Genomic DNA, 19,542 nt, shown 5'->3' on the forward strand with positions numbered 1-19,542 from the left:
ACCCAAATTATTTATGAGACATCCGTATCTACTTTCCGCATTCACACTTTTGTTTATACTTATTGGTTGTAAAGACAGTAAGAAAAAAGAAGAAGAACCAATACAGAAAAACGATACGGCTGTTGTAGTCCAGCCGGAATGGCAACAACTTTTCAACGGAAAAGACCTTTCCGGCTGGATTCCAAAAATATCCAAACACGAAGTCGGCGAAAACTATGCCAACACTTTTTCGGTCAAAAACGGAAACATCACCGTGAATTATGATGGTTATAACAACGTTTTCGACCGGCAATACGGCCATCTGTTCTATGACAAATCCTTTTCAGCTTACTTTTTGGCAATAGAATACCGTTTTGTAGATAAACAAATAGCCGATGGTGAAGGCTGGGCATGGAGAAACAGCGGTGCTATGTTACACGGACAAGCCCCGGAAACCATGCAGAAAGACCAAGATTTCCCCATCAGTATTGAAGGACAGTTCTTGGGTGGTGATATTGATAGTTCTGATGAACGTCCGACCCTGAACTTATGTACTCCGGGAACGAATGTTGTCATAAACGGCGAGCTTTTTACTCCGCATTGCACCAATTCCGATTCAAAAACATATCGTGGCGACCAATGGGTCCGCGCTACTTTTTTGGTGTTGAAAGATTCCATTATTAAGCACATCGCCGAAGGAAAAACCGTTTTGGAATACACCAAACCACAGATTGGCGATGGAGGTGTTAACAAGCACGATCCAAACGTAAAACAAGACGGAAAACCACTTACCGAAGGCTATATTTCCATCCAAAGCGAAAGTCACCCAATTGAATTTAGAAAAGTAGAAATTGTTGACCTTGACCCCATATACAACGATAAGGAAAAACTAAGTGCTACTATCGATGCTATCCTAGCTGAAGAACAAGCCAAAGCTGAAAGCAACTGATAAGAAATCATATCGTCTGCTCTTCGACGTCTCCTGACTTTGAATTGAAAGGGTTCTTTCGATAAAAGTAACTGTTCAAGAGTTTTACAGTTTTACGCTAGCGAAATCCAGGCTTTGTGCTTAGTAATGCTCCGAAGTGAGGACAGTTCGGAGAGCTGGTTTTTAACGAAGGTTTTTTACTTTCATCTTGATTTGATTAAAGATTAGAAGAAATAATGTAAAGACTAAAAATGAATGATTTTTTAAATTTTCTATTGATTCTATTAAATTAACAATTAATATAACAAGCACTAAAATACTTAGGGCCATGTATATTTTCTTAATTAAATTTCTATTATTTAATAAACTTAAGGACGAGATGAGTAAACCGAAAATCAATAAATAATAGAAACTAATATTCATCCATAATGAGCCTAAATTAGTAGTAAAATATGCATAATTATGATATATCAATGATGTAATTAAATATGCTAACACTATTGGTATTAGAAAGATTATTATTTTCACAGCATTAAGTGTTTTGAATTAAAAAAAGCTTTTTGGACATTAAACTTTCCAAATGGTATTGTTTCGAATGATAAATTAGGAATATTAAAAAATAAATAATCCTCATTCATTATTTTTCTACCAAACTGAAGTTTAATGTTATTGATCAATCTCTTAATGTCTTTATCTGTAACTCTATTAATATTTTGGTAATCAAGAATCAATCTAGTTGAGCTGTCATGGATTGTTTCTATAAAATAAAAGTATGGGATTAGAAAACTACAATAACAACTAAAAACTAACGAAAATTTTCTTTCACTTTTTAAAATTATTTGTAAAGCCATACTAGATTGATTTATTGTGAAATTTGTTTTGTCAATTGCATTTAAATGACTTTGATTATTAAATTTATTAATTAGAGTTACCCATTCTCCATATTCCTTTTTTGATGTTAGCCCTACTTGTTCTTTCAGATTCTTTATTTCTTTTCTTTTCATATAGGTATCATCTAGTCCATTAACACCTTTAGGATAGTATTTATAAGCTTCATTCCGTAAATAACTCTTCATTCTAAATATTTTATATTAATCACATTCCCAAAAGCTACTTATTATGTAAGCTTTATGTGGTTTTAATGGCCCTATCCAACCAAGAGGAGGAGAGGTTCCAACCGTGCCACCGTGTTGTGCGCTAATATTTTGCATTTGCTCTAAGAAATAATATTTTAATTGATTAGCTGTTGCGGTGGGGTTATTTGATTGAAATGAATTTGTAAGTTGTTCAGCTTCTGTCATGATCTCTTCCGCTACATATTTAGCATTATTGTTAGTTATATACTCTCCATTTGATAATTCTTTTGGTAATCCAAAATGAAGTTCGGGAAAATGTACATTTTGTATAGCAATAACTTTTCCAATTGTTAAAAATTGTACATTAACATTACTTAATCCTGCATTTTGCCAATTACTCCCAACATTAGTGAATTGAAAACTACTCAAACATACTTTGTCCATCAATGACTCAACTGCCTCCCTAGCAAGAGCCTTCGCTTCCAGACTATTCCCATTATTGGCCAAAAAAGTTTTGACCTGTTTATAGGTTGAACGCATGGAAAGCATATCCATAGTGGTTTGCCAATACAGCCATGTATTGGACCACGAAGGGTTTTTCGTTTTTAAAAAGTCCCTCTGTGTGGTATAATGATATTGCCAAATTTCCCTTATCGCCGGATTGGTCAGGTCTATATCGCTTGTAAACCCTGTTATGGACAACTGTTGGATGACCTTATTGTAATAAGTGTTGTCAAAAGGGCCTTGTATCTTACCGAGTGATTTGGTATAAACGGTCATTAAAGTAGCTGCCTTTGCTTGGTTTGAAAAATTATTGGCCATGCATAAAGAAAATAATAAATCTGCAAGCTCATCATCAGAATACAGGGTTTGACGGAACTCAAATTCGGTGATATTCAATGCTATGGCCAATTCGTCCGCTGTGGTCTTTTGGGGAAGGACACCTACCGTGGAGTCATCGGAACCATCACCATTAGAGGAAGAACCGCCACCGCCCGTGCCACTGTCACCGTCGTGCAAAGGGTCAGAATTGGAACCGTCTGAATCGGACCATGGGTCGTCTGGTCCATCATTGCTTGAGGAAGTGTCGTCATCAGGGCATGAAAAAGGCTCAACCTGGTATTGCGGCTCACCATTGGCATCAAGGTAACCACGGTACCGAAGGCAGTCCCCCACACCGTCCGGGTTATAGTACACCCAATCGCTATAGCTTCCTCCTGAACTTCCAACACTCATATCGGAAGAACCGGAATCTCCACACGCCAAGACGGTCAAAATGAGTAGGTTTCCCGATTTGCTTACATCAAAATAACAATCAGACGAAGAATCATAAAGCACCTTGTTTAAGTATCCGTCAAAAGCGCCTTCATTAATTTGGTTGCTATCTACTTTTTCCCGGGTTATAATATAAGGCATGTAGTTACTATAATCGCCCGTATTCTCTTTGTACCGGTAAATGTAGAATTGTATTTTTTGGCTATTTAATTTTTTGATCACAAAGTTTTCAAAAGTAGATCGTTGGTCTGTCGGTGTTTCAATCCGAAATGTGTATGTGGTTTTGTGGTTCTTTGTTATTTTAACAATCTCATCGGTAAGAATGGTAAAACCACCATCTGATGGTTTGATTTTTGAAGCAGCGCCCTTTTTCCCAACATAGTCAAACCTTGTTTCAATGTTTTCAATGGCAGAACTTAACAGGGCATCTTCCTGAATTTCACTTAGGGACACATTTTTGACAAGTATATCAAGTTTTTCCTCGGAAAGGGCCTCTTTATGGTAAACATCATCTTTTTCACAATTGGTAAAAAGCAGGGTTATGCACAGTAAAAAAAGTAAGCGAAATCCTTTGATCAGTACAGTGTATTTTTGTTTCATGACACGTAACTTTTACTATGGTTGATTGCTATTAAATTGAAAATCAACTAGTAATATAGTGAATATAATTTATGATAAAAGGGGAAATTTCCCCTTTTCGATGAAATGGAGGTTTAATTTTCTGTCAACTTTACAAAGAATCTGCTACTTGAAGCCTTCTTATTTCGAACAAATATATTCCCAAAAATGTCGGGGGACACTTCCCGGAGCTGGAATCAGGTGAGGCCTTCTCCAATAAAACCCATAAATGATAATTATCCAAGCGTTCCCAATATAGACAAAAAAGCCCTCGCTATCGCAAGGGCATAACCTAATCATGAAAAATATTTGGTAATTCCTATTGCCAACCCCCACCCAGTGCCTGGTACAGTGTTACAATAGCGTTCAAGCGTTCAAATTTGGTATTGACAAGGTTTAATTCTGAATTTAATGCGTTTTCCCTGGCGGTGAGCACTTCAAGGTAATTCGCCATTCCGTGATCAAGCAGTTCTGCTGAATATTCTGCAGCTTTGTTATAAGCTTCAAACTCCTTTTCCCTAATCGTTATTTTTTCTGAAGCCGCTTCATAATCATACAGCGCATCTGAAACTTCCCTTCCCGCTGTCAGCAAAGCTTTCTTGTAATTCAACAAAGCTTGTTCTTGTTGCGCTTTAGATACCTCATATTGTGTACGTATCCTTCTTCCGTTAAGGACAGGCTGGGTCAATCCGGCAACAAGGGTGTTGAAAATAGAACTTGCATCTATCCAATTATCAAACTCCAGACTTTGAAAACCGGCACTTGCACTTAAGGTTATAGACGGGTAGAAATTACTTCTCGCCAAATTGGTCAGTTCAAAAGCATTGATCAAACTAAATTCTGCCGCAGCTACATCCGGTCTGTTTTGCAGCAAGAGAGAAGGTACCCCGGTGGTTAAATCGGAAGTAATTTCTTGATCCTCCAAGTCAGTTCGCTCTACTACATGTGGTCCTTCAGCCAACAAAATGGAAAACGAGTTTTCAAGCAGTTTGATACTGTTCTCCAAATCAATTTTTATCGCCTGAGCGGTGTATAACTGTGCTTCGGTTTGCTTGACCGCCACTTCTGTGACCAGTCCGGCTGTTTTTAAAGCTTTGGTTGTTTCCAAGCTACTCTCCCGATTTTCAATGGTTTCATTGGTGATCTCTAATTGTTCATCCAAAGAAAGCAATTGATAGTAGATAGAAGCCACAGCAGCTACCAATTCGGTTTTAACTGCTTTATGCGCTTCAACTGATTGTAGATAAGTAGCTTCAAAAGCACGTTTATTGCTTCTGATCTTCCCCCAGATATCGGCTTCCCAGGAAAGGTTGGCCGTCATATCATATTGCTCCACAGCACCACTGAAAATACTCCCAAACTGACTGTTTTCTGAATTTTCCTGCCGTGTTACGGAAGCACTCAGATTCAAAGTAGGATAATTTCCCGCCTTCCCTTGTTTCAAGTACGCCTCCGAAGCAAGGATTTGTTGAACGGCAATACGAATGTCCAAGTTGTTCGTCAAAGCTGTTTCAATGTGCTTTTTAAGAATTTCATCTTGAAAAAGATCCCTCCAGGAAACCATCCCCAAAGAAGTACTGTCTTGAACAATTTGATCGGTTCTATATAAATTTTCCGTTTCTACTTCGGGGCTTTCATAATTTTTAGCCACAAAGCATGATTGTAGCATCAACGGAATAAAAAGACCTAATAAAACTTTTATTTTCATGTGTTTAAAATTTTTTGCAATATCCAAAATGTGCAAAAAATTTGTTGCACACATGGAACCGCTTCGCTCTCACATGAATTTTTTTAATCATGCGCTTTTGCGTATTTTATGATTAATAAAATTCATGTTCGTTTCATTTCTTTAATTTGAAATTATCATCAGATTCAACAACAGCTTCCGGTACTCCTGAAATGCGTTCTTGCAACCATTGGAAAACCACAAACAATACCGGAATAACAAATACTCCTATGACAGTACCGATAAACATACCTCCGGCTGCTCCCGTTCCGATGGAATTGTTTCCTTCTGCTCCTACTCCATTTGCCACTACCAGCGGCATAATCCCTAAAATAAACGCAAAGGAAGTCATCAAAATAGGTCGCAACCTTACACGAGCTCCTTCAATCGCAGCATCGACCAGTGACAATCCCTGCCGTCTACGTTGCAAGGCAAATTCCACAATCAAAATTGCATTTTTGGCTAACAGCCCTATTAACATGATCAGTGCGATCTGGAAATAGATGTTATTTTCCAAGCCTGCCAATTTGGTTGAGATAAAGGCCCCCATAACCCCTATCGGTAGGGAAAGTAATACCGACAATGGCAATATGTAACTTTCGTATTGTGCTGATAGGAAAAAATAAACGAACAGAATACTCAATGCGAAGATCAATCCGGACTGACCCGCAGAAGCAATTTCTTCCCGTGTTAGTCCCGAATATGCGATCTCATAATTGTTCGGAAGACTTTCCTCGGCTATTTCATCAATGACCCTAATGGCATCCCCGGAACTGTAACCCGGAGCTGCGGAACCGTTTAGTGTCACTGAATTAAACAAGTTAAATCTGCTTACCGTTTGCGGTCCGTAGACTCTTTCCAGTTTTACAAATTCTGAAACCGGAGCCATTTGTCCGTTGGCATTCCTTACAAAAATACTGTTCAGGCTGCTGATATTGGTTCTATCTCCAGGTTCTGCCTGAACAAAGACACGGTATTGTTTTCCGAATCGACTGAAATCTGTCGCATAAAAACCTCCGATATACCCCTGCAATGTCGAAATGATATCGCTTATACCAACACCTGCTTCTTTTGCCTTAGCGATATCAATATCCAATTCCAACTGTGGGAACCCTGTACTGAAAGGGTTGGAAGTCTGACCTATTTCCGGCCTTGCGGTTAAAGCAGCTGCAAAATTGGTCGCCACTTCATCCAATTCGGTCAGCGGTCTGGATTCCCTATCCAACAATTGTACCTCAAAGCCTTCTGATGCTCCAAATCCCGGGATACTGGGTGGTTGGAAAAAGACAATCTGTGCATCTGAAAGCCCTGCCGTTTTTTGGAATAACTGTCCGATAATACCATCGACAGAAGTTGCTTCTGTAGTACGCTTTTCCCAATCTTCAAGAATGATAAACCCAAGGGCATAAGAACTTCCCGCCCCGGAAAAGAAGTTATTTCCGGCGATTAAAGATGCTGTTCTAATCCCTTCTACGCCTTCAATGATATCGTATAATTCTTCCGTTGTTTGGAATGTTCTGTCTAATGATGCACCCTCCGGCAATTCAACATTTACAAAAATAACCCCCCGGTCTTCCGTAGGAACAAATCCGGTAGGCATTGTTTTGTTTGTCCACAAGATTCCCATAACCGCAACCAAAAGGATGACGGCCGTAATCCATTTATGTTTCAACAAGAAACCTAAGGCTTTTGTATATTTTTTTGTGGTCGCACTAAAAGCGGCATTAAAAGCAGCATAAAAGCGCTGTAAAAGATTCTTCTTTTTGCCATTCCCATTGTGATTTGGTTTAAGGAAAATCGCACACAAAGCCGGACTGAGTGTCAATGCATTTACCGCCGAAATCAAGATCGCAACGATCAAGGTGACCCCAAATTGCTCATAGAAAACCCCTGAAGGCCCTTGTATGAAGGTAATCGGGATGAATACCGCGGCCATTACCAATGTTATGGAAACAATGGCTCCACTAATTTCACTCATGGCAGAAATCGATGCTTCGCGAGCGTCGTCATATCCTTCTTCCATCTTGGAATGGACCGCTTCCACAACCACAATGGCATCATCGACCACAATACCAATCGCCAGGATCAAGGCGAAAAGCGTTAATAGGTTAATCGAATATCCGAAGAGCTGCAAAAAGAAAAACGTACCAATAATCGCAACAGGAACCGCTATGGCCGGAATCAAAGTTGACTTTACATCCTGAAGAAAGATAAACACCACAAAGAATACCAGTAAAAAAGCCTCTATAAGCGTGTTTTTTACCTTGTTTATGGATGCTGTCAAGAATTTATTGGTATCGTAATTAATTAAATATTCAACTCCGCTCGGGAAATCTTCTTGCAATTCATCCAGCTTCACATACAATTCTTCAATAATCTCCTGTGCATTGGATCCCGGAGTTTGAAAGATTCCAAAGTTAACCCCCGGATACCCCTTCGATCTCGATAAGGAGGAATATGAAAATGCATCCAATTCTATTTTGGCTACATCTTTCAATCTAAGGAACTTCCCATTACCAATGGATTTTATAATGATATTTTCATATTCTTCAGCTGTTTTGTAGCGTCCTTTATATTTAATCACATATTCAAATGAGTTCCCTGAGTTTTGTCCGATAGACCCGGCTGCCGCCTCAAGACTTTGTTCGTTTATCGCTCCGATAACATCATTGGAAGTTAGTGAATAGGCCGCCATTTTATCGGGATCCAACCAAACCCGCATCGAATAATCTTTGGCACCAAACACATTCACAGCTCCAACACCTTTGATACGTTGTATCTCCGGTTTTACGTTGATGTTCAAATAATTCTGAAGGAAAACATCGTCATAATCCTCATTGGTAGAGAGCAAGGCAACGTACATCAAGGCTGAATTTTCCCTTTTTTGGGTAGTAACCCCTGCCCGAATTACTTCTGAAGGCAAGGATGAGTTGGCCCTGGCCACCCTGTTCTGAACGTTTACTGCTGCAATATCTGGGTCGTAACCTTGTTCAAAATAGGCTGTAATACTCGCACTACCATTATTACTCGCACTAGAGGTAAGGTAGGTCATTCCCTCTACTCCGTTAATTTGCTCTTCAATCGGGATAATAACACTCTCCAGAATGGTTTCGGCATTTGCCCCCGGATAACTCGCCGTTACCTGGACAGTTGGCGGTGCTATATTCGGATATTGTGTGACCGGCAGATTTAAAACCCCCAATATCCCCAATACAGTAATGATAATGGATATAACAGTTGAAAGAACCGGCCTTTCAATAAATTTCTTTAACATGCTTTACTATTTAAATACGGTTTCAAAAGAATTTAAAAGACTGTCTAATGACATAGGTTGTGGGACAATTTTAGCGCCTGTTCTTACTTTATTTACTCCTTTTGCCAAAATAGCATCTCCTTCATTCACACCGCTTTTTACCACAACGAACTTATCTGTTTCGTCTAAGGGAATCAGAGCAGATTCATAAATGCTGTCGTTTTCTGCCACTTTATAGACAAAGCGTTTCCCTTGTTGTTCAAAAGTTGAAATTGACGGCACTATCAAAGCCCCTTCGTAATGCTGTGGCACCCTAACCGTTCCGCTGCTTCCACTTCTTAAAATTTCGACAGGGTTTTTAAAAGTAGCCCTGAGGGATACCGTTCCCGTTTGTGGGTCGATATTTCCTGAAATGGTCTCTATGGTCCCTTCTTCTTCATAAGTTGATCCATCTGCAAGAATGAGGCTTATTTTAGGAAGGTTTTTTGCTTTTTCTTCTAATGATTTCCCCTCCACATTTTTCATTAAGGTGATAAAATCCTTTTCATTCATGGAGAAAAAAGCATAGACACTTTCAATACTCGAAACTGTAGTCAACGGTGTTTGTGTAGTAGCACTGACCAAAGCCCCTTTACGGTAAGGAATAGAACCTACAACGCCATCCACAGGGCTTCTAACCGATGCATAACCAATGTTTGCGGTAATACTATTATAATTGCTTTTGGCTTGCGCCAAATTGGCCTTGGCCGTTTCCAATTGAACATTACTTATAATTCCTTTTGCTACCAAAGGTTTTAGTTTTTCAACCTCTACCTGTGCTACATTAACACTTGCTTTGGCAGCTCCTGCATCCTGACTTAAGCTCTGTGTTTCCAGCCTGAACAACAATTGCCCTTTTTTTACATTCTCACCTTCATCTACAAGTACATCTTGAATATAGCCCGTAACTTTAGGCCTTATTTCACTGCTCACCACACCTTGAATACTGGTAGGGTAGCTTTTTTGTGTAGTCACATCGCGCTTTTCGATCTTGACCGTTGGAAAAGGCATTGCTTGTTGCTGTGCTTGTTGTTGCTCTTGTTTACCTCTGCAACTTGATAAAACTACGGCAACACATATTAAAAATAGTTTTGACCTCATTACTGCTTTTTGTTGATTGTTGTTAAAATATTATTCTTTAATTTTTCTAAACTCTTTATCATTTCATCGGCAAATTCGACAAAGTGCTTATTCATGGATAATTCCACATTGTACTCTTCAACGGGCTTATCGCCCATTTTGAACATTTCCTGTCGATAACGATATACTTTTTGATGAAGTTGCTTCTCTTTTTCCCAAGAATTGATTTTTTCATCCAATCGGTTGATGGAGTTTTCAATAGAAATTTTGAAATATCGCTTTCGGTCACCCGGTTTTGTGTAGTAACCGATCCTCCCCATGGATTGTAACAGCTGTAAATTGGTCGATGCCGAACTCTTGCTCATCTCCAACTCCTCCAACATTTTATCAAAGGTAGCTCCGTCTTCACCACATAAAACCAGATAGGCAAAAATTCTTGAAGACAAAGGCGAAAGGTTACCATGACATTCAAAATAAACCCCCATTTCTTCAATAATCTCTTTTTTCTGCTTTTGCATTATTTTTTTTTCGGTCATTATTCTGAATACTAATACCAATTAGATTATAAAACACAAAAGTACGTTTGGTTCGGTAATTACCGAACCAATTAGAGGTTAATTGTTTGTTAATTTCGAACAGGTGGGTGTTAATTATGGAATTTTGCTGTCAAATATGAAGTGAAGTATTCTTTAAGCTTTTTCCCTTATAAAAATAGCGCCAGGTGTGATTTTCGGTAGGATAATGTTGGGAGTTCCGAAATGCTTCTCGATACATTTTTTACTTCGTTATCACTTCGTAAAAAACACTCGAAGTGACGGGATGAATCTATAAATTAACTGCCTCGGGGCAAGCCCACGAGGTATTCAAACGAACAAACCTTAACCCATTTCGACGCAGAGCATCGGGGAATTAAAACCCATTTAATGGGATTAAAGTTGTTTCATTTATAAATCAAAAAAACTATTCAGCTAACACACCCTCTACATCCATCACAGGGGTTTTGACAAGATTTTTTTCTGAAATCTGGTGTTCGTCGAAGAGAAATTTCTTTTCAAACAATTTACCATCAGCAAAAAAAGTAAGGAAAAATTCATTTTTAAGCTTCAATACTTCTTCCTGAAGTAATTCAACCTTAATAAACGATTTTGATTCAATCGTTCCGAAACCATGACGCATGGTCGATGTTTTTATATCATCACCATACCCTTTTGAAACCACAATGGTAGCTTCCATATTCTCGTCGCGGTTGTTGATGAGATAAACATTCCAAGATCTTGACAGGTGTTTTTCATCCCATTCGTATATCGCAGCTACATAGACTTCTTCTGCAATGGGTATTTCAATATCTTTCCTCATGGCTATAAAACCGACTTGAATTGTTTTAAGAATCGGATATCGTTCTCGCTTAACATTCTGATATCTGAGATCTGGTGAAGCAACAAGGCGATCCTGTCGATTCCCATACCAAAAGCAAAACCAGAATATTCTTTGGAATCAATACCGCAGTTTTCTAATACATTAGGGTCTACCATCCCACAGCCCATGATCTCCAACCAACCTGTTCCTTTGGTCATTCTGTAATCGGTTTCGGTTTCCAGCCCCCAATATACGTCCACTTCTGCACTAGGCTCTGTAAACGGAAAGTAAGACGGACGCAAACGTATTTTGGATTTTCCGAACATCTCTGTGGTAAAATATTGCAGGGTTTGTTTAAGATCGGCAAAAGAAACGCCTTTGTCTATATACAGACCTTCTACTTGGTGGAAAAAGCAATGCGATCTGGACGAAATGGCTTCATTTCTATACACACGCCCCGGAGAAATGGTTCGAATAGGCGGTTTGTTGTTTTCCATATACCGCACTTGAACAGACGAAGTATGCGTGCGCAGCAAAATATCAGGATCTGTTTGGATAAAAAACGTGTCCTGCATGTCCCTTGCCGGATGGTATTCCGGAAGGTTTAAAGCGGTAAAGTTATGCCAATCGTCTTCAATTTCCGGACCTTCGGAAACATTAAATCCGATACGGGAAAAGATGTCAATAATCTGATTTTTTACAATGGAAATAGGATGCCTTGATCCTGTTTCCAAAGGCATGGCCGGCCTAGTTAAATCTCCATACTTATTTTCATCGGCAACTTTGTTCTCCAAAGTTTCCTTCAAAGTATTTACCTTATCCTGCGCCGCTGTCTTTAAATGATTGATCGTTTGTCCGAATTCTTTCTTTTGCTCGTTCGGAACATTCTTAAACTCGGCAAAAAAGTCGTTCAACAAACCTTTTTTACCCAAGTATTTAATTCTGAATGCCTCTACTTCATCTACAGTGGTAGCCGTAAAACTTTCTACTTTTTCAATATGTTCCTTAAGCGTATCGATCATAACCATTTCTTTTGGAAGGGCAAATTTACAGAATTCTACAGAATATGATATATTTTAAGCAAAAGCTTTTTCAACTATATCCTTAGATAAAACCGTTCTCCCCGAAGTATTGAACCAAGGCCTCTTTCATCAAAACAGATTGTTCTCCGGATTTCAATGCGGGCAATTCTTCTTTTATTTTGTAATGCGGCCACCCGTCATCGTCGTAGAAGTCGAATTCATAATAGCCATAGGGTTCCAAAAGTCTGCAAATAGCAATATGCATCAGGTTCAATTTTTCGTCTTTCTTAAATTTCCTATGCAGTTGCCCCAGTTCTTGTACCCCTACCAAATAGATAATGGCATCAAGTTCCAGTTCTTCACCGTCGGCAAATTGGTCAGACAATTTTTCTACCAACTCATTCCATTTCTTTTTCAACTCTTCGTCTCTTGCCATCAGTTTTTGTTTTAGAACTCATCTTGGCTTTTTCCAATTGGTTAAAAAATTGCTCTTTTGAGCCTGCTTTTTGCCTTTCCTGCCTGCCGGCAGGCAGGTTCTCCTTCCGTAGCGCGGCTATGCAACTCAAAAAAACCTTCAATCAGGCTCAAAATAGCTAATTTTCACTTCAATCAAAAAAGTCAAGATGAGTTCTGCAAAAATAGAAAGTTCAAATGATTTATATTTGTCTAAATTCATTTTCATATGAACTTTATAGATATTGTTTTAGGTGGATTAATACTTTTTGGTTTGATTCGCGGATTTATGAAAGGGCTTTTTGTTGAAGTTGCTTCACTCGCAGCCTTGATTATAGGTATTTATGGCGCTATTCATTTCTCTTATTTTGCCGGCGGTTTTCTTCAGGAAAAAGTAGATTGGGAAGAAAAATACATCAACCTTGCCGCTTTTGCCATCACTTTTGTCATCATTATCGTTGCGGTATCGCTTATAGGTAAACTGCTCACTAAAATTGCCAATTTTGCAGCACTTGGTTTTCTTAACCGATTGTTGGGCGGTGCATTTGGCGGACTGAAAATGGCAGTTATCCTAGGAGCTATCTTGATCTTTATCGACAGAACCAACAACACCATTCAATTTGTTGAAAAGGAAACCCTGGAAGCCTCAGCCACCTATGAACCTGTAAAGGACATTGGCAGTTTCGTTTTTAAATGGGTTTTAAAGGAACGAGCCGACAACGAAGAAACAAAGGTGGATTCTACAATGTAAAAAGGCCATCTATTAAAGACGACCTTTTTTTAATGGGTTTTTACTTTCGATTCTCTTTACAGCAATTCCACTTTTCCAGTAGAAAGCATATACACGCCACCAACAATGGCTATTTCACCGGCATCCTCCATTTCCTTGAGGATAGGGCTTTTTTCACGGATGCGTTCTATGGTCAATTTCACATTGTTTTCTACTGTTTTGGCAACAAAGGTTTTGTTTTTGGAGTTGTGCTCTCCTGAAACCTCTGTCTTAGATTTTGTTACTGCAGGTTGAATGTTGTTCAACATAGCCGTAATATTACCTAGTTCAACACCATCGCAGGCCGCACTTACGGCACCACAACTTTCATGCCCCAACACGAGCACCAACTTACTACCCGCTACCTTACAGGAATATTCCATGCTACCTAAAATATCGGTGTTTTCAAAGTTCCCTGCAACGCGGGCAACAAATACGTCACCAATGGCTTGGTCAAAAACCGTTTCTACCGGAACACGTGAATCTATGCAAGATAGAATAACTGCCTTCGGAAATTGTCCTCCGGTAGTTTGCTCTACCAATGCTTTGTTATCCGTTGTGTTCAACTTATTCTCTGTAAATCTTTTATTGCTTTGTACCAAATCGTCCAAAACACTCTTGGGTGTTAAAGATGATTGGTCTGTTTTATTTAATGCTTTTGTTATATGTGCCATAATATTGATTTTTTAATGTGAATCTTTAATGTTCTCTTTAATCCAATCTGTACACTCTTTAAAAGTGTCAAATATTTGGTTCTCTGAAATTAAATCAGGAATAATGTCAATACGTTCCATCATATAGCGTGGTTGATCCAATAGTCCAACAAACAACACGATCGTGCCATTCTTTTTCTGAAGTTCCTGCAAGACATCTTCCATGGCATATAAACCGGACTGATCCATATACTGCATTCTGTCCAAACGAATAATCACTGCAGAGGCTGTTTTTGGAATTTGTCCGGCCAAACTATGGAAATCACTGGTAGATCCAAAGAACAATGGCCCCTTTATGTGTTTTATAAAAACTTCTTCTTTTAATCTTTCCGGGAAATTCTTTTCATCTTCCCAGTATTTTTCATGTTTTAAAGCTTTTACATCCGAACGCTTAGCAGTTTCATCCCCTATCTTTTTCATAAACATCAAAGCGGCGATTACCAAACCTATACCCACGGCATATACCAAGTTCCAAAATGTGGCCAAAAGCATCACCACAATCATAATAATTACCTCGGCACTAACCTTAAACGGCCCTATTTTGGCATCCCTTGGTAAATTAGGAATGGCTTTAATCCCTTTATAATCCATTACACCAATACCCACCGTTATCAAAATACCGGCCAATACGGCTGCAGGAATTTTAGAAGCAACGGGGCCCAATGCCAGAAGAATGACCAATAGCAGAAGCCCTGCAATCATACCGGACAATTTTGTTTTTCCTCCAGATTGGATGTTGACAACAGTACGAATGGTTGCCCCAGCTCCGGGAATACCACCAAAAAACGCCGCAATACTGTTACCAATACCCTGACCAACCAATTCCTTGTTCGGTTTGTGCTTGGTTTTGGTCATATTATCGGCTACTACACTTGTTAACAGCGAATCGATAGCACCCAACAATGCCAAAGTCAAAGCCGTAAAAATGTAAGGTGTAATGCTACTTAAACTAAATTGGGTAAAAACTTCCATTTTGGGAAGGGGTAATCCCGAAGGGATTTCCTCGATGGGGCGGTACCCCATGCCAAAGCCATAAGCCACACCCGATACCACAATAAGTGCCACCAAAGTACTTGGCACTGCTGTAGTGATACGCTTAAAACCATAAATGATAAAGATAGTGGCCAAGGCTAAAATAAGCTCTAACCAATTGATATTTTGAAACGCCCGAGGCATCATCTTAACTGCGCCGATAACACCTGAAGCTTCATTGGCTGCCAAGGTTTGAGATTCTTTTAAAATATCGGCTTCAGAAACCTGATCGGCACGGTTAATGGTCTCCTTGAAATCCTCCAAGACCAAAATGTCTTCCCCAGCTTCTTCTTTTAAGATATTTTCCAGAATAACCTCTTCGGCCTGAGGTTTAAATTCGTTAACAAATTCGGTGTCTTCTTTAGGATAATAGCCCAATATCGGCAATACCTGCGTGATAATAATGATAAGGCCAATGGCCGTCATAAAGCCCGACACCACCGGGTACGGAATGTAACGTATGTACTTCCCTAAGCCCAGGGCTCCCAAGCTTACTTGCATGAGACCGGCCAACAGGAAGACGGCCAAAATGTATGGCAATGCCTTGTTTACGTCTCCTTCGTTAGCGGCCACGATGCCTGCCACAATCACCATAGTCACGGCTGTCATCGGTGCTGTTGGTCCTGAAATTTGGGTGTTCGTCCCACCAAGCATGGAAGCAAAAAAACAGATAAAAATAGCACCGTACAATCCGGCGCTAGGTCCTAAGCCTGAACTTACCCCAAAGGCAAGTGCTAAAGGTAATGCTACAATTCCGGCGGTAATTCCTCCAAAGGCATCCCCTTTTATATTTGAAAATAGATTCTTCATTTGTTAATTTTTTTTGTTGGTATAAGTTGCAATTAGTCTAAATGATAATTATCCATGATATTCTCAGGAATACCATCAAAATCAATCTGAAGATCTAAACACATAGAAAACAGTGTAATTCATTCCCTATTTCCCAAATTTACATAGGTAAATTCATGGAAATCATTCAGATTGAAAATAAATTTAAAGTGTGTTTTAAAATTTTAACCCGCTAAAATCAAATGCGGTATTCGGGAGGGGGGATAACTACATCTATATATTGATCATAGTTATATTGAATATAATAATGGGCTTCCTCTTTTTCATTTAAAATATCAGAAAGTGAAAAACTTGCATCCTTTGGATATGGAAGTTCTTTTATATCCTTATATTCTGTGCTGGTATCTTTTTTTTCTTCCTCTGCTACATTATAAAAATAGGAAATATCTGCATTTTTTTCAATAACTGTAATCACAGACGGAGCTATTAAAAAAGCGCAGAAAGAGAATAAAAAAAAACAAGTTGTTATTTTAAGTTTTGTATTCAAATACCAGCAATTTCTTTTTTGAAGCCTCAAATATAAGGCAACTTATTCAACTTTTTTGTTAAGAACTCGTTTAAACTTTTTCCAATTGGTTAAAAAATTATTCTTTTGAGCCTGCTTTTTGCCTTTCCTGCCTGCCGGCAGGCAGGTTCTCCTTCCGTCCGCCTGAGGCGGATGCAACTCAAAAAAGTCTTCAACCAGGCTCAAAATAGTTAATTTTCACTTCAATCAAAAAAGCTTAAACGAATTCTAAGTATTTTTTAAAAGTCTTTTATTTCTTTCAGTTCAGAGGAGGGCAACCAACCTACCTTACCGTCATCCAGTTTTATTTTTTTCCATTCCCCAAGTTGATCAAGCACATTTACCTTAGTTCCTTCATGCAATTGAAAAATTTCACCACTTCCCATATTGGGTTCCGACATCACGGATGTTTCTGCTGCAAAAATAATGGCTGGATTATTTTTTTGCGCTACACCATACTGATGATAAGCAAAACCTAAACTTGTCAGCGCTATAATAACACAGAGAATACTCAGTGCAAAATAAAGGCGCTTTTTGGTGTGATAACTCGAAAAATAATACAGTAAAAATGCCAGCACAAACAAGATCATAAACGCGATGGATAACACTCCCCATGTAGCATACGAAAAGGTGCCGAGCATATTGTTCACTATTTTATCGATCCCTGTTTGCGGCAATTCCTCAATAGCATCAATGGTCATATTTTTTGCAAACTGCAGGTTGTTCTTCACATCAGCATCGTTTGGCTTGAGCAACAATGCTTTTTCGTAATAATAGATACTGGGCGCAATCTGATTCAGTTTATAATATCCATTCCCCAAATTGTAATATAAGGCTGCGGAATGCTGTCCGTTTTCTGATATCTGAAGATACTTCTCTACTGCTTCCTGATATTCCCCGTTGTTGTACAGGTCGTTTCCTTCTTTAAAAAGTTCTTCATTTTGGGAAAAACCAACAAACGAAAGTAACATTATGACCCATAAAACAGCTTTTCCACCTATTTTATTCACTAAGTGAGGTTTGATCCCGATAACTATCGGGACGGAATTGCTCCAAGACAGTTTACCTCTTTGCTTCATGATTTACTAAATTGTTTGTCAATTAAAGAAATAACCTGGGCGGCCTTATTATAATCTTCCTTCATTTCTGCTGATGTACTTGGAGAATATCGCGCCAATTCACAGCTTCCCAGCAGTAAAATAAATTCATCTACAACATGTTTTTCTACACTTTTAGACAAGAGTAATTCACTTATCTTTTCTTTACTGAACTCAGAGGTGACGATCTTTAATTTCGCTTTCAAATAATTGTGTAATGCTCGTTCCAGGGATTCGTAAAACGCTTCTTTATCCCCTAAGTTTCGTTTTGCCTCAGACAAGTATTTCTTAGCTAATCTATTGGCTTTTCTCACTCTATTTCCTACCACATCATTGGCTCTTTCTGTTCTCTTTTTCCCGGTAAAGATGGCGATGGGAATTAACAGTAACGGAACCAACAGAAGTATGTAGAATCCTGTAGATCCAAAAAATATACTAGCAGATTTCGGCACCAAAGATGTATCCAATTTGATAAACCTAAATTGATTTCCGGTGATGGAAACAGGTTGCTTAGCCACCGCATTGTTTCCCGATAAAGCCACATCATCGGACGCTCCTGTCGGACCTTCATACACATTGACGAGCATTTGATGTGACGACAGGGTTTTATATTTTTCCGCTTTAGGATCAAAATAAGAGAACACCACACTCGGAATAGGGTATTTCCCTTTGAATTGTGGCACAATGGTATAATTATCCGAAACCCTTCCATTCATTCCTTTCAATGAGGTAGATATTTTTTCTTCAAATTCAGGTTCGTACACCTCCAACGAACTTGGCAAAGTGAGCTTGGGTAATTCAAACAATTTAAGGTTTCCGCTTCCGCTTACTTGCAGCTTCGCTGTTAAGGATTCGTTTGCTTTCAAATCGGTTTTTGACGTAACGACATCAAAATTGAATTGACCAACAGCCCCGGTAAATCCGGCAGGTTTTCCTTCCTCCGGCAAAGGTTTTACCGTAATCGTCCTTTTCCCGGCCGTTACCACCTTATGGGTTTGTGTATACAGTCGTCCTCCGAAAATATCCCTTCTGTCTGTGGGTACATCCACGGTTACATCCAAAGACAAGGGTTCTAGATCGAGCTTTCCGGTTTTTTGAGGATACAACACCACCCGTTTTAAAACCACATAACGGTATTGTTTTCCTTTATACAAGCCTGTTTCCACTTGATATCTGGAAACTTTGATATCCTGCGACCAAAAATTGTTGTAGGTTGGATTGTCTTTTGGAAGAAAATTGGAAACATTGATTTGCGGACTCACATATAGTTTGTAAACCACACTGACTGCTTCATTCAGGTATGGGTTTGAATTTGAGACCTCAGCTACCAAATGCAGGTTTTCTCCAGCAATATCATCAGCAGAAGGAGGAGCATTTGGATCGTTTACCGCCTCTGTCACCGTAATGTTTACAGGAGTGGTTTTATAAGTCTCACCATCGATTTCTACGGCTGCTTGTTTGATCGTGAAATTTCCTTTGGACAAAGGAGAAAGCACATAGGAATACGATTTTGAAAACGATCTTTTGCCATTTATCCAACTATGGCTCACGGATTGATTAGGACCCATTAAAATCCGAAACCCTTCAAATTCAGGCGGTACAAAATTATCGCCATCCTTGTTCATGTTAAATTCAATACGCAAACGCTCATTGACACCGAGTTTGTTTTTGCTTACTTTGGCATCAAACCGTATTTCATCATCTTCCTGAGACCATACTATCCCGGAAACACAAATAAAAAACGTAAATATTAATAGTTTAACATTCATTTT

The 19,542-nt window shown here is 39.0% G+C and carries 16 protein-coding genes; 2 read left to right on the top strand and 14 right to left on the bottom strand.

All coding sequences use genetic code 11. The features are described 5' to 3' along the window. The first annotated feature begins 13 nt into the window (after positions 1–13). Positions 14–928: a 3-keto-disaccharide hydrolase gene (locus OOZ15_RS11570; protein WP_265956570.1), complete on the top strand. Its 915-nt coding sequence runs from the start codon at positions 14–16 to the stop codon at positions 926–928. 503 nt (positions 929–1,431) lie between these two features. Here the strand turns inward: OOZ15_RS11570 and OOZ15_RS11575 are convergent. The 9 genes from OOZ15_RS11575 to OOZ15_RS11615 all read right to left on the bottom strand — a co-directional run bounded on the left by OOZ15_RS11575 (position 1,432) and on the right by OOZ15_RS11615 (position 12,788). Next, a complete protein-coding gene (locus OOZ15_RS11575) occupies positions 1,432–1,983 on the bottom strand; it encodes a hypothetical protein (protein ID WP_265956571.1) in 552 nt (183 codons plus the stop codon). Between the two features lie 15 nt (positions 1,984–1,998). Next, positions 1,999–3,858, bottom strand: a complete 1,860-nt coding sequence (locus tag OOZ15_RS11580; RefSeq protein ID WP_265956572.1) for a hypothetical protein — start codon at positions 3,856–3,858, stop codon at positions 1,999–2,001. A 337-nt stretch (positions 3,859–4,195) separates the two neighbouring features. Continuing rightward, positions 4,196–5,584 carry an efflux transporter outer membrane subunit gene (locus OOZ15_RS11585; RefSeq protein ID WP_265956573.1) on the bottom strand — a complete coding sequence of 463 codons (1,389 nt, stop codon included), beginning with the start codon at positions 5,582–5,584 and terminating at the stop codon, positions 4,196–4,198. 133 nt (positions 5,585–5,717) lie between these two features. Next, positions 5,718–8,876: an efflux RND transporter permease subunit gene (locus OOZ15_RS11590; protein WP_265956574.1), complete on the bottom strand. Its 3,159-nt coding sequence runs from the start codon at positions 8,874–8,876 to the stop codon at positions 5,718–5,720. Positions 8,877–8,882: 6 nt separating this feature from the next. Further along, positions 8,883–9,995: an efflux RND transporter periplasmic adaptor subunit gene (locus OOZ15_RS11595; RefSeq protein WP_265956575.1), complete on the bottom strand. Its 1,113-nt coding sequence runs from the start codon at positions 9,993–9,995 to the stop codon at positions 8,883–8,885. Continuing rightward, a complete protein-coding gene (locus OOZ15_RS11600) occupies positions 9,995–10,492 on the bottom strand; it encodes a GbsR/MarR family transcriptional regulator (protein WP_265956576.1) in 498 nt (165 codons plus the stop codon). The genes OOZ15_RS11595 and OOZ15_RS11600 overlap by 1 nt, the downstream gene beginning before the upstream one ends. Before the next feature lie 442 nt (positions 10,493–10,934). Continuing rightward, positions 10,935–11,330, bottom strand: a complete 396-nt coding sequence (locus OOZ15_RS11605; protein ID WP_265956577.1) for a hypothetical protein — start codon at positions 11,328–11,330, stop codon at positions 10,935–10,937. Positions 11,331–11,332: 2 nt separating this feature from the next. After that, positions 11,333–12,352 (bottom strand): phenylalanine--tRNA ligase subunit alpha, encoded by a 1,020-nt coding sequence (gene pheS, locus OOZ15_RS11610; protein WP_265956578.1) that lies wholly within the window; start codon positions 12,350–12,352, stop codon positions 11,333–11,335. 82 nt (positions 12,353–12,434) lie between these two features. Then, the gene (locus OOZ15_RS11615; RefSeq protein ID WP_265956579.1) at positions 12,435–12,788 is read right to left on the bottom strand and encodes a hypothetical protein; all 354 of its coding nucleotides are present in this window, start codon (positions 12,786–12,788) and stop codon (positions 12,435–12,437) included. Between the two features lie 246 nt (positions 12,789–13,034). Between OOZ15_RS11615 and OOZ15_RS11620 the strand changes: the two genes are divergently transcribed. Continuing rightward, positions 13,035–13,556 (top strand): CvpA family protein, encoded by a 522-nt coding sequence (locus tag OOZ15_RS11620; RefSeq protein ID WP_265956580.1) that lies wholly within the window; start codon positions 13,035–13,037, stop codon positions 13,554–13,556. Positions 13,557–13,612: 56 nt separating this feature from the next. Here OOZ15_RS11620 and OOZ15_RS11625 read toward each other — a convergent pair whose 3' ends face one another. The 5 genes from OOZ15_RS11625 to OOZ15_RS11645 form a co-directional block, all read right to left on the bottom strand. Beyond that, entirely contained in the window at positions 13,613–14,248 is a 636-nt protein-coding gene (locus OOZ15_RS11625) for a carbonic anhydrase family protein (RefSeq protein ID WP_265956581.1), read from the bottom strand. Between the two features lie 12 nt (positions 14,249–14,260). Further along, positions 14,261–16,129 (bottom strand): SulP family inorganic anion transporter, encoded by a 1,869-nt coding sequence (locus OOZ15_RS11630; protein ID WP_265956582.1) that lies wholly within the window; start codon positions 16,127–16,129, stop codon positions 14,261–14,263. 217 nt (positions 16,130–16,346) lie between these two features. Beyond that, positions 16,347–16,583, bottom strand: coding sequence for a hypothetical protein (locus OOZ15_RS11635; protein ID WP_265956583.1), 237 nt, complete (start codon positions 16,581–16,583; stop codon positions 16,347–16,349). Between the two features lie 329 nt (positions 16,584–16,912). Further along, positions 16,913–17,752, bottom strand: coding sequence for a tetratricopeptide repeat protein (locus OOZ15_RS11640; protein ID WP_323053888.1), 840 nt, complete (start codon positions 17,750–17,752; stop codon positions 16,913–16,915). Next, positions 17,749–19,539 carry a BatD family protein gene (locus tag OOZ15_RS11645; RefSeq protein ID WP_265956584.1) on the bottom strand — a complete coding sequence of 597 codons (1,791 nt, stop codon included), beginning with the start codon at positions 19,537–19,539 and terminating at the stop codon, positions 17,749–17,751. The genes OOZ15_RS11640 and OOZ15_RS11645 overlap by 4 nt, the downstream gene beginning before the upstream one ends. Positions 19,540–19,542 lie beyond the last annotated feature (3 nt).

Origin of the sequence: Galbibacter kalidii, from assembly GCF_026241135.1 — a bacterium.
Taxonomy (GTDB): Bacteria; Bacteroidota; Bacteroidia; order Flavobacteriales; family Flavobacteriaceae; genus Galbibacter.

What these genes read in the sequence shown, in the direction of transcription:
- OOZ15_RS11600 (WP_265956576.1), bottom strand. Translation starts at nt 10,492, where the DNA reads ATGCAAAAGCAGAAAAAAGAGATTATTGAAGAAATGGGGGTTTATTTT.
- OOZ15_RS11590 (WP_265956574.1), bottom strand. Translation starts at nt 8,876, where the DNA reads ATGTTAAAGAAATTTATTGAAAGGCCGGTTCTTTCAACTGTTATATCC.
- OOZ15_RS11585 (WP_265956573.1), bottom strand. Translation starts at nt 5,584, where the DNA reads ATGAAAATAAAAGTTTTATTAGGTCTTTTTATTCCGTTGATGCTACAA.
- OOZ15_RS11575 (WP_265956571.1), bottom strand. Translation starts at nt 1,983, where the DNA reads ATGAAGAGTTATTTACGGAATGAAGCTTATAAATACTATCCTAAAGGT.
- OOZ15_RS11615 (WP_265956579.1), bottom strand. Translation starts at nt 12,788, where the DNA reads ATGGCAAGAGACGAAGAGTTGAAAAAGAAATGGAATGAGTTGGTAGAA.
- OOZ15_RS11625 (WP_265956581.1), bottom strand. Translation starts at nt 14,248, where the DNA reads ATGGCACATATAACAAAAGCATTAAATAAAACAGACCAATCATCTTTA.
- OOZ15_RS11605 (WP_265956577.1), bottom strand. Translation starts at nt 11,330, where the DNA reads ATGAGGAAAGATATTGAAATACCCATTGCAGAAGAAGTCTATGTAGCT.
- OOZ15_RS11630 (WP_265956582.1), bottom strand. Translation starts at nt 16,129, where the DNA reads ATGAAGAATCTATTTTCAAATATAAAAGGGGATGCCTTTGGAGGAATT.
- OOZ15_RS11580 (WP_265956572.1), bottom strand. Translation starts at nt 3,858, where the DNA reads ATGAAACAAAAATACACTGTACTGATCAAAGGATTTCGCTTACTTTTT.
- pheS (WP_265956578.1), bottom strand. Translation starts at nt 12,352, where the DNA reads ATGATCGATACGCTTAAGGAACATATTGAAAAAGTAGAAAGTTTTACG.
- OOZ15_RS11645 (WP_265956584.1), bottom strand. Translation starts at nt 19,539, where the DNA reads ATGAATGTTAAACTATTAATATTTACGTTTTTTATTTGTGTTTCCGGG.
- OOZ15_RS11570 (WP_265956570.1), top strand. Translation starts at nt 14, where the DNA reads ATGAGACATCCGTATCTACTTTCCGCATTCACACTTTTGTTTATACTT.
- OOZ15_RS11595 (WP_265956575.1), bottom strand. Translation starts at nt 9,995, where the DNA reads ATGAGGTCAAAACTATTTTTAATATGTGTTGCCGTAGTTTTATCAAGT.
- OOZ15_RS11620 (WP_265956580.1), top strand. Translation starts at nt 13,035, where the DNA reads ATGAACTTTATAGATATTGTTTTAGGTGGATTAATACTTTTTGGTTTG.
- OOZ15_RS11640 (WP_323053888.1), bottom strand. Translation starts at nt 17,752, where the DNA reads ATGAAGCAAAGAGGTAAACTGTCTTGGAGCAATTCCGTCCCGATAGTT.